14 protein-coding genes are annotated in these 14365 nt (G+C 73.0%); 3 read left to right on the top strand and 11 right to left on the bottom strand.

Annotation, left to right across the window (positions count from 1 at the left end):
- Positions 1-237: 237 nt before the first annotated feature.
- The 7 genes from V7793_RS21110 to sph all read right to left on the bottom strand — a co-directional run bounded on the left by V7793_RS21110 (position 238) and on the right by sph (position 8594).
- Positions 238-1041: a tyrosine-protein phosphatase gene (locus tag V7793_RS21110; RefSeq protein WP_336008802.1), complete on the bottom strand. Its 804-nt coding sequence runs from the start codon at positions 1039-1041 to the stop codon at positions 238-240.
- Positions 1042-1111: 70 nt separating this feature from the next.
- Entirely contained in the window at positions 1112-1717 is a 606-nt protein-coding gene (locus tag V7793_RS21105; protein WP_336008801.1) for a rhomboid-like protein, read from the bottom strand.
- A gap of 140 nt (positions 1718-1857) precedes the next feature.
- The gene (locus V7793_RS21100) at positions 1858-4998 is read right to left on the bottom strand and encodes an alpha-N-acetylglucosaminidase (protein WP_336008800.1); all 3141 of its coding nucleotides are present in this window, start codon (positions 4996-4998) and stop codon (positions 1858-1860) included.
- 50 nt (positions 4999-5048) lie between these two features.
- Positions 5049-5279 (bottom strand): hypothetical protein, encoded by a 231-nt coding sequence (locus tag V7793_RS21095; RefSeq protein WP_336008799.1) that lies wholly within the window; start codon positions 5277-5279, stop codon positions 5049-5051.
- A 248-nt stretch (positions 5280-5527) separates the two neighbouring features.
- Complete coding sequence (locus tag V7793_RS21090) at positions 5528-6136, bottom strand: winged helix-turn-helix domain-containing protein (RefSeq protein ID WP_336008798.1); 609 nt, start codon at positions 6134-6136, stop codon at positions 5528-5530.
- 397 nt (positions 6137-6533) lie between these two features.
- On the bottom strand, positions 6534-7577 hold the full coding sequence (locus V7793_RS21085; protein WP_336008796.1) for a S66 family peptidase: 1044 nt from the start codon (positions 7575-7577) through the stop codon (positions 6534-6536).
- A 33-nt stretch (positions 7578-7610) separates the two neighbouring features.
- Positions 7611-8594, bottom strand: a complete 984-nt coding sequence (sph, locus tag V7793_RS21080) for a sphingomyelin phosphodiesterase (protein WP_336008794.1) — start codon at positions 8592-8594, stop codon at positions 7611-7613.
- A 247-nt stretch (positions 8595-8841) separates the two neighbouring features.
- On the opposite strand from sph, the gene V7793_RS21075 reads away from it, so the two are divergent.
- On the top strand, positions 8842-9468 hold the full coding sequence (locus tag V7793_RS21075) for an HAD family hydrolase (RefSeq protein WP_336008791.1): 627 nt from the start codon (positions 8842-8844) through the stop codon (positions 9466-9468).
- A gap of 67 nt (positions 9469-9535) precedes the next feature.
- On the opposite strand, the gene V7793_RS21070 is transcribed toward V7793_RS21075, so the two are convergent.
- Both V7793_RS21070 and V7793_RS21065 read right to left on the bottom strand, forming a co-directional pair.
- The gene (locus V7793_RS21070) at positions 9536-11413 is read right to left on the bottom strand and encodes a glycoside hydrolase family 15 protein (RefSeq protein ID WP_336008789.1); all 1878 of its coding nucleotides are present in this window, start codon (positions 11411-11413) and stop codon (positions 9536-9538) included.
- Between the two features lie 115 nt (positions 11414-11528).
- Positions 11529-11903, bottom strand: coding sequence for an arsenate reductase family protein (locus V7793_RS21065; protein ID WP_336008788.1), 375 nt, complete (start codon positions 11901-11903; stop codon positions 11529-11531).
- A gap of 119 nt (positions 11904-12022) precedes the next feature.
- On the opposite strand from V7793_RS21065, the gene V7793_RS21060 reads away from it, so the two are divergent.
- Together V7793_RS21060 and V7793_RS21055 are read left to right on the top strand one after the other, a co-directional pair.
- Positions 12023-12286 carry a hypothetical protein gene (locus V7793_RS21060; protein ID WP_336008786.1) on the top strand — a complete coding sequence of 88 codons (264 nt, stop codon included), beginning with the start codon at positions 12023-12025 and terminating at the stop codon, positions 12284-12286.
- Positions 12287-12394: 108 nt separating this feature from the next.
- Positions 12395-13150 carry an SDR family oxidoreductase gene (locus V7793_RS21055; RefSeq protein WP_336008784.1) on the top strand — a complete coding sequence of 252 codons (756 nt, stop codon included), beginning with the start codon at positions 12395-12397 and terminating at the stop codon, positions 13148-13150.
- Positions 13151-13302: 152 nt separating this feature from the next.
- Here V7793_RS21055 and V7793_RS21050 read toward each other — a convergent pair whose 3' ends face one another.
- Positions 13303-13770, bottom strand: a complete 468-nt coding sequence (locus tag V7793_RS21050; RefSeq protein ID WP_336008783.1) for a MarR family transcriptional regulator — start codon at positions 13768-13770, stop codon at positions 13303-13305.
- A 59-nt stretch (positions 13771-13829) separates the two neighbouring features.
- A partial coding sequence (locus tag V7793_RS21045; protein ID WP_336008782.1) for an SgcJ/EcaC family oxidoreductase occupies positions 13830-14365 on the bottom strand: 536 nt, incomplete at its 5' end.

The raw sequence follows: 14365 nt of genomic DNA, 5'->3' as shown, positions 1-14365 counted from the left end.
GGGCGAGGGCGTGCGCGGTCAGCACGCGGCGGTTGCGGCCCAGCGACGGCGGCAGGACGAGATACCCCAGGCGCACCAGGCGCGGGTAGTGCTCGATGAGCGCGGCCTCGGCCTGCTCGACGCCGACGGGGGAGGGGAGGGGGCGGGGGGCTGTTGCTTGCTGCTCCACGATCCGTAGAACGAGTGAATGGTGAGATGGTCACCTCACCCCTGGGTGGGGCCCCCGGTGCTGCCGCGTCAGGCGATGCAGCGCGCGCGGATGCGGTCCACGGCGCCGTCGGGGAGGCCGAGGCCGTCGCGGACGTAGGCCTCCACCCCGCCGTGGGCGCGGTCCATCTCCTCCAGCGCCGCCGTGAGGTAGGCGGAGCGCACCCCCAGGATCGCGTCGGCGATCTCCGGGTCGCCGCCCGCCGTCGTGAAGCGGTCGATGAGGGGGGTGAAGGCGGTGCGCACGGCCGGGTTCACCGCGAGGTACTCGGCGCGGACCGCCTCCTCGTCCGCGCCCAGGAGCAGCAGGATCACGGCGGCGGCCCAGCCGGTGCGGTCCTTGCCCGCCGTGCAGTGGAAGAGCAGCGGGCCGCAGTCCGGCTCGGCGAGCGCGGACAGCAGGCGGCCGTAGGCGGCGCAGGCGGACTCGGAGGAGACGAAGGAGCGGTACGACTCGCACAGCAGCTTCTCGGCCTTGCCGTTGCCCAGGTGCTCCTCGGCGATCGCGGGGCTGCCCAGCACGGAGTCGAGCCTGGCCGGCACGTCGTCGCCGGCGGCCGCACGGGCCGCCGCGCTGTCGGCCATGACGTCCGCGACGATCAGCCGGGCGCCGTCCGGCACCTGGTCGGGCCGCTCCGCGCGCTCGTGCTCGGTACGCAGGTCCACGACGGTGTGGATGCCGAGGGCGGCGACCGCCGGGTCCGCGGCGGGGTCGAGGCGGTCGAGCTGGCCGGAGCGCAGCAGCAGGCCGGGGCGGACGGCGGAGTCGCCGGCCAGCGCGATGCCTCCGAGGTCACGGAGGTTGATGATCGTCGAGGCGTCGAACTGCGGCATGCGGGCGTCTCCTGTGTCTGTAGCGCACAGCGTGTCTGCTATTGCTCAGATATCTACCGTTTATCTACCGTTATTGTGCCGAACGGAGCGCGAGACCGCGCTCGCACCCCAGCCCCAGGCCGATTCCCAGGCCCAGGGCCGTCAGGTGCCCCGCGTCCGTGAAGGCCGGGCGGCGGCGCAGGAGAGGGCGGGCGCAGAGGGTCAGCAGGGCCGCGTACGCGCCCGTGCGGGCGGCGCCCCGCGGGAGGAGCGCGCCCAGCGTGCCGAGGGCGGCGTAATACCCGTAGCTCGGGCCGACGTCGGTCGCGGACCGCGTGCGCGCGGGGGCGCGCACGGCGCGCAGCCCCCGGTAGACCAGGAGCGACGCGCCCACGTGCCCGAGGGCGAACGCGCCCGCCGCCCACCAGGCGCCGTACGCGTACTCCGTGTACCCGAGCACGGCCAGGAGGAGCAGCGCGTAGGGCAGTTCCAGCGGCCCCTCGGTCAGGAGCGCGCTGGTCGCCAGGGTGTCCCAGCGCCCGGCGTCGAGATTGTCGACATTGGTCGAACACCGGAGCAGGACGCGCTCGCGCGCGGCCGTCGGGAGCATCCGGTGCACGGCGTACGAACCGGCGAGCAGCCCGCCGACGTAGACGGGCGCGAGCCGGGGCACCTGGAGCAGGCGGAAACGGTTCATTGCGCCATGGTCACCCGCGGGCTGCCCGCTGAACAGGTCCGGACACGCCCGGCGGGCCCGGCGGGAAACGCCCGCCGCGACGGCGCTCCGCCGCGACGGTGCTCCACCACGACGGTGGGATCCGGCGGTGCCGGACCGGCCTACGCGTTCACGGCCCACTCCGCGAACTGCGCGATCCCGCGTGCCCCGCTGCCGTCGTTGCCCGCCGTCAGGAACAACCCCACGTCCTGCCACGCGGCAGCGCCCCGCACCGTCGCCGTGGCGACCGGCAGCCACGTCTCGCCGTCCGTGGCGTACTCCGCGTCGAACGTGCCGGCCCCGGTGCGCGTGAGGCGCAGGGAGACCGGGGCGCGGACGCCCTTCACCTGGCGGTAGGTCTCGAACGCGCCGTCGCCGTCGGCGTCGTAGGACAGGACGACGCCCTGCCCCGGCGTCACCGCCAGGTTCACGGCCCCCGCCGACCACGGCGTGCCGAGGGCGTTGCGCACGATGATGCCCGTGCGCGCCCAGCTTCCCGTGTCCGTCTGGCCGAGGACGCGCACCCGGGCGCCGGCGCCTACCGGCAGCGCGCCCGCCCGGTACACCGCACCGAATTCCTCGGTCCGCCGCCACAGGTCGTCGCCCGAGCCGTCGATCGCGAAGCGGTCCGCGCCCAACTGGCCGAAGACGGCGGCGTTGTTGGTGAACGTCCGCCACCCGGCGGCCAGGGGACCGGCAAGGAAGAGCGTCCCGGAGCGCACAGCCCGCACCGGCTCCTCGCCCTGCGGCCCGTAGCGGGCGCTCACCTCGTACGGCAGGGGCTGCAGCGGCCGCTCCAGCGGGGCGGCGGGGGCGGTGACGCGCCAGCGGGCCGCGCCGGTGGCGCCGGGGTCCAGGCGCGGCAGCGACGTGGGGCCCTGCGGGACGGCCGCGAGGCCGGAGACGGCGAGGCCGACGGGCCCGGTGGCGCGGAAGCCGTTGACGTTGGCGAGGGAGACGGTGAGCACCGCCGTGCCGCCCGGCGCGACGGCCGCCGGCTCCAGGGCGGCCGCGAGCGCCCCCTGGTAGGGCGCGGCCGCCAGCGTGTCCCGTACGCGCACCGCCGTGCGGTACGGGTCGCCCACCGGCCGCTGCGCGTGCTCGGTGCGCTCGCGCGTCCAGAACTCCTCCATGGCGTACCAGTCGACGGCCCGCGGCGCCCGCCCCGCCCGCAGGGCGTCCTCCAGCTCCTCCAGCCAGCGGCGCCACCGCGGCAGGTAGAAGTCGCCGACGAGGCCGTGCCAGTCGCGGCTCGCGTAGTCGTGCAGCTTCCCGCCGTCGGAGGTGCTGCGCCCGCCCCACACGGTGACGAGGACGCGGGCGGTGCGCTCCAGCTCGGCGGCCTCGTCGGGGCCGGTGCCCATGGCCCGGGCGGCCGCGGTCCACGGGCCGAGCAGGAACGCCTTGTGCGTCCCCGCGATGTCGTCGGCGAGCCGCATCAGCTTCAGCCACAGCGCGGACAGGGCGCGGAAGGCGGTCAGGTCCTTGCGCGCGTACGCCTCCTTGAGCTGGGGGAGGAGCTGCCGGCTGCGGTGGGCGACGGCCTGCCGGGCCACGTCGACCAGGTCGTGGCGGTAGGTGTCGGTGCCGCGCGGCCCGGCGGCGACGCCGAGCAGCGAGGTGAGGACGGTGTCGAAGCGCGCCGGGTCGTAGGACGGGGCGTTCGGCGCGTACTCGGCGGCGCGGTCGGCGCCGAGGGCCGGGCGGGCGGCGAAGAGGCTGTCGTGCGGGTCGCTGCGCCCGGGCGCGCTCTGCCGGTAGGCGGTGTCGCCCAGTACGGTCCACGCCTCCTGCGCCGCCTTGTCCGCACGGCCGTAGCGGAAGGCGGCGTACGAGGCGAACCACTGTGCCCGGTCGGGCGCGCGCTCCAGCCAGGCCAGCTCGGAGAAGTACTCGAAGGCGGCGGGGTCGCGGTCGGCGCCCTCCGGCATGAACGCCGTGCCGGCCAGGGCGCTGCCGGGCTTGTCGCGCCACGCGAAGAACTTCTCGTCCCACACGTGCGTCTTGGCGCCGATGGTGGTCCGCCCGCCGAAGTTCGGGATGCTGCCGAAGGCGTACGGGGTGCCGCCCCAGTCCTTCTCGCGGTCGGTGACGCCCTTGAAGCGGTCGGAGATGCCGTCGACGATCAGCATCCGCCGCCGGTCGACGGCGCCGAGCAGCTCGGGCAGCGGGTTGTCCTCCCAGCCGAGGATCACCCAGGTCGCCTCGGGGTGCGCGGTGCGCAGGGCCTTCTCGACGGCGCGGGCGGCGGCCGCGACGGGCACGTCGCCCGCGGCGCCGCCCTCGTGCAGCAGGTCCATCTTGAAGTGCTGCGCGGGGCCGAGGAGGCGTTCCTGATGGCGGTAGAAGGACGCGGCGACGGCGGCGAAGGCGCCGGAGCGCGGGTCGAGCCAGTCCGGTCGCCGGAATCCGTGCCAGACGCCCTGCGGGACGACGCGCGCGTCCGCGTTGCGTGCGGCGAAGCCCTCGGGCACGGAGCCGTAGTAGCCGGGCAGGACGGGCGCCATGCCCAGCTCGCGCAGCCGGGCGGTGATCCGGGCCCCGAGGACGGCGCGGGCGTCGATGAGCTTGCGGCTGAGCGGGCCGCCGTAGCCGCTGAGGTTCTGCAGCAGCCACCACGGCTGGTGGGAGGGGGCGGGCAGCCAGCCGCGCGCCTCGGCGTCGGTGTAGCCGAAGTCGCGCAGGACGCGCTCGTAGACGGCCTCGTGCCCGCTTGTCACCAGGACCTCGTTGCAGCCGTGCAGGGCCAGGACGTCGATCATCCGCTCCCAGTAGGCCCAGTCGGCGTACGGGAAGGTGTAGCCGTCGTTGGTGTCGTTGAGGGCGAAGCGGTGCCGGAGGGCGGTGGATCGTTTCAGCGGCCGGGCCGGTGCGGGCAGGCCGCGCGGCAGGCCGACCTGCCGGGCGCTCCAGGTGATGTGCGCCCCGCACACGTACTTGAGGTACCAGTGCACCCCCGTCAGCAGCACCGCCGGGCTCGTCCCGGTCACCTCGATCCGCCCCGTGCGGCCGGTGACCTCGAAGTGGTCCCCGTCCCCGGCGGCCGCCAGCGGGGTGAGCCGGAACTGCTCCGCGTGCCCGCCCAGCAGCCGTACGAGCGCCGCCTTCGCGGGGGCGGTGTCGAAGGGCGCGCGGGCGGCGGCCCGGGCGGGTGCGCGGGAGGCGAGGGCGGCTCCGGCCCCGACCGCGCCGGCGGCCCCCAGCAGCAGGCGTCTCGACGGGTTCGGCTGATCGGTCGACTGAACGGCCGGCTGATCGGTCATGGCGCTCCCCACTGTGCCGAATGCGACAACGGACGCGTGCGCGGCGCACGTTAACCGCCGTCCCCTGCGGGAGCAACGGGACGCGCTCGGCGTTCAGCCCCGCCCGGGGTGCCGGTGGGCCGGTCGGCCCCGGCGAGCTGCTCGGCGCGGGCCGGGTCCGTCTCGATCAGCGCCTCGACCGTGCCGAGCACGGCCAGGAGGCAGTCGAGGCCGGCCGCCAGGTCGGCGGTGAACTGGTCGGTGACCGGGATGGACGCGAGCAGGGCCGTGCAGTACTCCATTCGGCCCGCGAGACCCGGGCGGCGGGCGGGCAGCGGCCGCCAGTGCGTTGCCGATCTTCATCCGGTGTGCCCCCGCGTGCGCTCCCGGGCCCGTCCCCCGGGCCCGGGAGCCGGTCCGGGCGGCCGCCGCATGATCGTCACTGGGGGCCCCGTCCCGGCCTGGGGTGTGGCTGGCCCCACCCCAGGGCCTCGGCCTCCGGTCCCGGTCCCGGTCTCGGTCCGAGACCCGGTCTCCGGGGCGGGGAAGATCAGTAGCCGACCGGCGGCGCGTACTTGTAGCCGACGCGGCGGACGGTGACGATCGAGGCGCGGTGCTCGGCGCCGATCTTGCGGCGCAGGCGGGCCACGTGCACGTCCACGGTCCGGCCGTCGCCCACGTGCCCGTAACCCCACACCGTGGTCACCAACTGGTCGCGGGTGTGCACCCGGTGGGGGTGCGCGACGAGGTGGGCCAGCAGCTCGAACTCCAGGTACGTGAGGTCGAGCGGGCGCCCGGCCACGCTGGCCGTGCGCTGCTCCGGGTCGATGCTCACCAGGGCGTCCCCGTGGGTGGCGGCGGGCGCGGCCTCGGGGGCCTGCTGCTCGGCCGGCACCAGCACCAGGTAGCCGATCATCGGCGGCTGGCCCGGCAGGGTGGGCAGGGTGTGCTGCGGCGCCGGCATCCAGGTGGCCGCACCGGAGTGCAGCAGCTCGGCGACCGGCGGCACCTCGTCCGGGGCGACGGCCCGGAGCCGGTGGCGGTGCGCGGTATGGGACGGGTGAGCGGGGTGCGCGGCGGTGGACGAGGCCGTGGCGGTGGCGGCGGCCGCGGCCGAGACGGACGGGGCGGGCACGGTGAGGGTACGGAGGTTCGTCATGGAGAGCTCAGCTCTTTCGCGCGAGAGACCGTCGAGGGGACGTGCGTGTGCGCGGGGCCGTTGGCCGGAACCGGGGACCGGCGGCTGACTTCGACGTGGGGGTCAGCGGGAGGAGAGGGCCTGCGCGGAAGTCGCGCGGCAACACACTCGGTCGAAGTCGTCGTGCTGACGGGAAGGCCAGAAGGGCTCGAGGTCGCTGCGACCCGTCGCGGTGTTCTGGAAGCTGGCCATGCCCCTATTGAAGCATGACCTGCGGCGGGACAGCAGACTCGGAGGGGCTGCGGATACGCAATCCTGGCGTGATGCGGACCACCGTGAACGCCCGGGCGAATACGGAGTAATCGCCTCCGGGTGATGGTGATGGTGGTGGTGGCCGTGGGTGCGGCCCGGACGGCCGTCAGTACGTGACCGTGATCCGCCGCGCCGGGCCGTCCACCCGCACCAGGCCCCCGTACGGGATCACCAGCTGCGGATCGGTGTGCCCCAGGTCCACATCGAACACCGCCGTCATCCCGGGCGCGTACGTGTCCAGCGCGCGCTCCACCGCCTGCCGCTGCGCCCGCCGGTACGCGGCGCCGTCCTCACGGTTCAGCGGCCGGTCGAAGGACCACGCCTTCGCCCGGCCCATCAGCAGCGCGGAGAACTGCCGCAGCAGTCCCCTTTCACCCATATTGCGCAGAATGCGGAAAACGTCCTCGTCGGAGGGCAGCTCCTCCGAGGTCTCCAGGAACAGCACGCGGCCCTCGTACGCCTCGGGGCCGCCGATCTCCCGGTCGGCCATCAGCAGCCACGACAGCACCTCGATGTTGCCGCCCCACGCGACGCCCTCCACCGCGCGGCCGGCGTTCCGCCACGCCCACTCGTCGCAGGGCGCGAGCACCGGCTCGCTCGCGAAGGTCTTCGGGTCGTCCCAGGGGCGGTCGACGTCGTTCGAGGCGCCGGGCGCCGTGAGCTCGTACGGCCCGGGGGTGAAGAGCGCGGCCCGCAGCGAAGCCGCCGTCCGCGGGTGCAGCGAACCGGGCCGGCCGAGCTCCGCCATCACGCTGCAGCCGTGGTACCCGACGATCCCCGTGGCGCTCAGCCAGGCCAGCAGTGCGGTGTTGTCGCTGTACCCGAAGAACGGTTTGGGGTGCGCCCGCACGAGCTCGCGGTCGAGCAGCGGCAGCACCGTGATCTGGTCGTCGCCGCCGATGCTGGCGAACACCGCCGTGATGTCGGGGTCGGCGAAGGCCGCGTGCAGATCGGCGGCCCGCTCGGCGGGGCTCGCCCCCATTTTCCGGGTCGTCGGATATTCCACCGGGCGCAGCCCGAATTCCGACTCCAGCCGCTGCAGCCCGAGTTCGAACGGGACGGGGAAGAGGCCCGGCAGCCCCGAGGACGGTGAGATCACCGCGACGCGGTCGCCGGGCCGGGGTTTGGGCGGGTACTCGGGTGCGTCCATGCGGTCACCCTAGGCCGCGCCGGGCCGTTCCGTTCAGGAGTTTCCGGCGATTACCGGATAGTGGTCACTGAGGTTGGTGTAGGTGTACTCCTTGCCCCAGCTGGAGACGGTCCACGGCGCCGAGGCCTCCTTGACCACCGTGTTCTTCCAGTTCCCCGGGCGGGCGTGGCCATTCCGGTGCAGGACGTAGTCCAGGTCCTCACGGCCGTCCGTGGGGTAGCGATAGGCGGCGATGGAGTTCTCCTTCGTGTCGAAGGAGTACGGGTGCCCGGTGCGCTCCGCCGCCTGGGCGAGATCGGCGTTCGCGAGCATGGCCGCGTATTCGCTCCCGTGCGCGTCCACATTCAGGTCGCCGGCCACCATGACCTGCTCGCCCGCGGGAATGTTCTTCGCGTCGAGGAAGGCGTCGATCTGCCGGAACTGCTTGGCCCGGTCCGCGGCCGCCTCGCCCTCCTTGCAGCCGCTGTCGGTCGACTGCGCGTGCGTGCCGACGACATGCACCTTCGTGCCGTTCACGTTCAGCACCACGTAGGCGAAGCCCTTGTTGGACCACCAGTCCGCACCGCACGCGTCCTGGTAGATCACCTGCTCCTTGCGGACGATCGGCCACTTGCTGAGCACGGTCACCCCGCCGTCCTCCGGAGTGGTGGACGAGTAGTTCCCGCCGGTGGCGTCCCAGCCTTCCTTGCTGCGCCCGACGACCGGCGTCTGGTACGGATACCGGCCCGCCGCATTCGCCTTCAGCGCGTCGGATGCGCCGTTGTCGAAGGCTTCCTGCAGAACGACGACGTCATTGTTCTGGAAGAAACCGGCCGCGGGTATCTCCTCGGCGCGGTGGTCCTGCCCCCAGTTGGGATAGAGGTTCTTGCTCATGAGAAAGACGTTGTACGTCAGAACCTTCAATTCCGGCACGGTGGCGGCCTGGGCGGCCGTTTGCGGCAGGGCCGCGGTGAGGGCGACGGCGGCGAGTGCGGTCGCGAGCGCGGAGGCCGCGCGGGCGGGCTTGAGGATCGGCACTGCAACTCCCTGAGGGGGGTGGGGGCACCGTGGTCGCACGGTGCCCCAGTGCGAGCTGGGGAACGAGCCGCCCACATCAAATCAGCAGGCGTTACTTCCGGACAGACTCCAGGTGATCAAATTCCCTACGCGGGCCGACGACTTCGTGACGGGCCCACGTGTCGTGCGCGCGCATGAGTCGTTGAATCCGTTGGAAGAGATGAGTTCGGAAGAGGTGCGGTGTCCGGCCCACCGTGAGGAGTTCCCCATGCCCCAGCCCCTGCGCCAGGGCCTCGTTCTCGATTTCGGCGGGGTCCTGACCACTCCGGTCGCCGAGTGCACCCGGGCCTTCTGCCTGCGCGAGGGCCTCGCCCCCGACGCCTTTCTCCAGGTCATCTCGGCGGACCCGGAGGGCAGCGAGGTCTACGCCCGGCTGGAGCGCGGAGAGATCGGCCAGGCCGAGTGGAACGAGCGCACCGCCGCCCTGCTCGGAGTGGATCCCGCCGATCTGATCGGCCGCGTCCTGGCCGACCTCAAGCCGGAGCCCCTGATGCTCGCGGCCGCCCAGTCGGCCCGCCGCGCGGGCGTGAAGGTGGGCATCCTCTCCAACAGCCTGGGCTCCGGCCCCTACGACCCCTACCGGGGCTACGGCTTCGACACCCTGTACGACGCCGTGGTGCTGTCCGGGCAGCACGGGATCCGCAAGCCCGAGCCCGGGATCTACCCGCTGGTCCTGAAACAGCTGCAACTGGCCGCCGAGGCCTGCGTCTTCGTCGACGACTCCGCCCGGAACCTGACGCCCGCCCAGGACCTCGGCATGACCACCGTCCTGGACGGCGATCCGGCGGAGACGGTCAAGCGCCTGGAGGAGATCTTCGGGCTCCCGCTGAGGTGACGCGAGGGACCGCCCGGGCCGTCCGGGGCCCGCTCGGGCCGCCGGGGCCCGTCACGGCCCCCGGGGGTCAGCTCGCCTGCCAGTGCCGGGCCGCCGGGCCGTGGTGTGCCGCGAGGGCGCGGTCCAGGTTCGTGGCGGCGCTGATCAGGGCGAGGTGCGTGAACGCCTGCGGGAAGTTCCCGAGCGCCTCGCCCGCCGGCCCGATCTCCTCGGCGTAGAGGCCGAGGTGGTTGGAGTGCGTGATCATCTTCTCGAAGACATAGCGGGCCTCGCCGACCCGGCCGGAGCGGGCCAGCGCCTCCACGTACCAGAAGGAGCAGAGGTTGAACGTCCCCTCGCTGCCGTCCAGCCCGTCGCCGCCGTCACCGCCGTCGGTCCGGTAGCGGTGCACGAGGCTGTCGCTGACCAGCTCCTCCTCGATCCGCCGCACCGTGGACAGGAACCGCGGGTCCTTGGGCCCGGCGAACTTCACCAGCGGCATCACCAGCAGCGAGGCGTCCAGCGTCGCGCAGTCCGGGTACTGGCAGTAGGCGCCGTCCTCCGGTGACCAGCAGCGGTCCTGGACGAACCGGTAGGCCGCCGCGGCGGTGTCCCGCCACTGCTCGACGGGGGCGGGCATGCCGCGGTGCCGCGCGATGCGCATGGCCCGCTCGAAGGCGACCCAGGTCATCAGCGCGGAGTACGTGAAGCGCCGCCGGCCCCCGCGGGTCTCCCAGATCCCGTCGTCGGGCTCCTCCCAGTTCTTCTGCAGCCAGTCGAGCTGGCGGGCCAGCGCCTCCCACAGCTCGTAGGAGATGGGCTCGGCGTGCTTGTTGTACAGGTAGACGGAGTCCATGAGCTCGCCGTGGATGTCGAGCTGGGTCTGGCGGGCCGCGGCGTTGCCGATGCGGACCGGGCGCGCGCCGCGGTAGCCGCACAGGTGGTCCAGGACGGTCTCGGGCAGGTCGGCGCGGCCGTCGATGCCGTACAGCACCTGCAGCCCGGTGCCCGGCGGGGCCTGCACGCAGCGCTGGTGGAGCCAGTCGATGAAGGCGGCGGCCTCCTCGGTGAAGCCCAGCCGCATCAGCGCGTAGAGGGTGAAGGCGGCGTCCCGGATCCAGGTGTAGCGGTAGTCCCAGTTGCGGCCGCCGCCCGGCGCCTCGGGCAGGGAGGTCGTCGGCGCGGCGACCAGGGCGCCGGTCGGCTGGTAGACGAGCAGCTTCAGGGCCAGCGCCGAGCGCTCGACCGCCTCGCGGTAGCGGCCCCGGTACTGCGACTGGCGCAGCCAGCCGTCCCAGTACTGCAGCGTCTTGTCCAGCAGCCGGGCGGCCTCCGCGCCGTCGAGCGGGCGCAGGACGCCCTCCCGTACGGCCCCGTCCCCGTCCCACTGCACCGCGAGCTCCAGCGACTGGCCGGGCTCCAGGGCCACCGTCGTGCGGGCGGCCGCGCCGTCCGGCGTCAGGGGCACGGAGGAGCGCAGCACGAGGAAGCCGGCGGGGCTGGTGAAGACCACTCCGGCGTTGCCCACGGTGCCGGTCTCGTGCGGGGCCCGGCCGTAGTCGAACGCGGGCCGGCAGTGCACGTCGATCGTGGCCCGGCCGCGCAGCACCCTCACCTGGCGGACGATCTGGCGGACGCCCGAGGAGGGGCAGGAGGGGTGGTCGGGCACCATGAAGTCGTACAGCTCGGCCACGGACTCCTGGCCGAGGAAGCGCGTCAGCAGCACGTTCGAATCCGGCATGTACATCTGCTTGGTGCGCTCCGCGCCGCGGACCGTGACGGAGAACGAGCCGCCGCGCCCGGCGTCGAGCAGGGAGCCGAAGACGGAGGGCGCGTCGAAGCGCGGCAGGCAGCACCAGTCGATCGTGCCGTCGACGCCGACGAGCGCGACCGTGTGCAGGTCGCCGATGATCCCGTGGTCCTCGATGGGCAGATAGCCGGGGCGGGTCTCGGGTATGTGCTTCACGGGCGCCTCCTGGATGGGGGCAGGCCTCACCACCCGTTATACCGCCGGTGCGGGCATGGCGCCCGGCGGAGCCCCGGCCCTGGTCCCGGCCCTGGTCCCGGGCCTGGTCCCGGCCTCAGCCGGTGGCCCGCGACCGGGACAGGGCCTCCCGTACGGCCTCCTCCGTACGGGCCACGACCGCCGTCCCGTCGTCGGCCGTGATGATCGGCCGCTGGATGAGCTTGGGGTGCCCGGCGAGGGCGGTGATCCACCGCTCGCGGGCGCCCTCGTCGCGCGGCCAGTCCTTGAGGCCGAGCTCCTTCGCCGCGGCCTCCTGGGTCCGCGTGATGTCCCACGGCTCCAGCCCGAGCCGGTCGAGCAGCGCGCGGAGCTCATCCTCCCCGGGGACGTCCTCGAGGTAGCGGCGGACGGTGTAGCCGGCGCCCTCGGCGTCGAGCAGGCCGAGGGCGCTGCGGCACTTCGAACAGGCGGGATTGATCCAGATCTCCATGCCCCACACCGTACCGCCTGCCACCGTCAAATCCCTTCTGAGCTGGGGCGATTGTCAGTGGGGGGCAGTAAAATCGAAGACAGACGAGAGAGGTTACGAACCCCTCAGGAGGAACGCCGATGGCCGTAGCCGCACCCACTCTGCCCACCCTGCCGAAGGAGCCGCTGCCCGCGGGCCGCCCGCGCGGCTGGTACGAGGCGCACAACCGCCAGCTGAAGGCCATGCGCCTGGCCATCGCCCTGCTGCACACCGGGGTGTACCGCCCGGAGCAGGCGAGCAACCGCAGGATACGGGCGGCCGCCGTCCGTATCGGGGTCCACGCGCCCTCCGACACGACGTGCCGGGCCGTGCGCTCCCTCATCCACGACGCCGCCAACTACTAGCCACCACTGAACGGCAGGCACGGGCCTCTCCCGGCCGCCCGCATGCGAACCCTTGACCTTGCCCATAACGTGACAAGGGGGTCGTCATGTCGTCACCGGGAGAGGTCCATGCCTGCTCGTACGCTCAAGGACAAGGTCGTCGTCATCGGCGGTGCGTCGAGGAACCTCGGCGGCCTCATCGCCCGGGAGATCGCCCCGGACGGCGCCAAGGTCGTCGTGCACTACAACAGCGATTCCTCCCGCGACAAGGCGGAGCAGACCGTCGCGGACGTGAAGAAGGCCGGCGGCGACGCCTTCGCCCACCAGGGCGACCTCACGAAGGTCGCCGAGGTCGAGAAGCTCTTCGACGCCGCGGTGCGGACGTTCGGCAAGGTCGACTGCATGGTCAACACGGCCGGCATGGTCATCAAGAAGCCCATGACCGAGACCTCGGAGGAAGAGTTCGACAAGATGTTCGCCGTCAACACCAAGGCGGCGTACTTCATGATGCGCGAGGCCGCCAAGCGCATCGAGCGCGACGGGGCCATCGTCACGATCGTGACCTCCCTGCTCGCCGCCTACACCGGCCTCTACTCCGTCTACGCCGGCAGCAAGGCCCCCGTCGAACACTTCACCCGGGCCCTCTCCAAGGAGCTCTTCGGCCGGAACATCTCGGTGAACAACATCGCCCCCGGCCCCATGGACACCCCGTTCTTCTACCCGGCCGAGACCGACGACTCCGTCGCGTACCACAAGTCCTCGTCCATGAACGGCGACCTCACCAAGATCGAAGACATCGTCCCCTACGTGAAGTTCCTGCTCACCGACGGCTGGTGGCTCAACGGCCAGACCCTCTTCATCAACGGCGGCTACACCACCCGCTGACCTGCCGGGGCCGCCCTGGCCCGCGTATATCTGCCCTGTGCAAGCGCTTGGGGTCGCCTCTCATAGGGACCGCCGGCCGGGCCTTCCCCGAGAGGGTGGCACGGCCGGCGAGGGAGGTCGGGGCCTCAGTCGGCGGTGACCTGGGCTGCCTGTCAGGGCAGCGTCCCGCCCGCGTTGCGGATCAGCTGCCGGAGCACCTTCATGGCGGTGACGTAGTCCGCGTCATCGATGCCCTCGTGGAGGGCGTTGCGGATCGCGGGGGCATGGCGCGCCAGGTCGACCCGGACCCGTTCCCCTTCCTCGTTGAGCCACAGGCGTCCCTCGGCGTCCCGTCTCAGCCAGCCGCGCTCGACGAGCGCCGCGGACTCCGCCGCCAGGTCGTCCTCGGGCCGGATGTAGGACCTCATGGCCTCCTGCAGCTCGGGCAGGGCCATCCCCTCGCCGTCGGGTGAGAGGTCGTTCACCGACAGGTTGCGCAGCAGCCAGAGCTGGGGCTGGGTGTAGCCGTTCTCGACCTGCCGGGCCCGGGTGAACGCGATCAGCGCGTCGTAGGCCATGCCGGTCCAGTAGGCGGCGGGCTGTCCGGCGAGGTCCGCATCGGACATCTGCTGGGTCGTCATGGGGTGTTCCCCTCCTGTTGCTTCGAGCGTGGAGCCGGTCCTGCGTGCCGTGCAGGTCGTCAGCCGACCGCGACGGTGTTCTGGGCGGCGCCGACGCGCCAGCTGCCGTCCTCCTTGACCAGGATGTAGAACGGGCGGCCCTCGGGCCGGTCGGCGATCCGGGTGCCGTCGTGGCGGACCGGCTGCTGGCGGACGTTCACCGCGGCGATGTCGGGCCGCAGGAACAGCACGCGCTCGACGTCGTAGACGGCGGTGAACTCGGCCATCGCACCGGGCAGCACCTTCCGGGTGAAGGCGGAGATCTCCTCGAAGCCCGACAGCCGCATGCCGTGGCCGGTGGTCCACACCGGGTCCTCCCGGCGGAAGACGCTCAGGAACCGGTCGGCCAGCTCGTTCTGCTGGGCGTGCTCGACCTCGGCGACCAGGCGGCGGATCGCGGCCACCTCGGCGTCGGTCTCCGGGCCGTCGGGGGCGCCGAACACCTCGACCGGCCGGTACGAGCCCGATACCAGCTCGGCCACCGCGCCCGGCCGGCCCGGCCGCCAGCCGAGGGCGGTACGCGCGGCGGCGCCGCTGACGCTCTGGTCGAGGGCGA

This window comes from Streptomyces sp. KLMMK, from assembly GCF_036961605.1.
GTDB lineage: Bacteria > Actinomycetota > Actinomycetes > Streptomycetales > Streptomycetaceae > Streptomyces > Streptomyces telluris.
Note: the sequence above shows the minus strand (reverse complement) of the source record. Positions and strands in the feature narration are given on the sequence as shown.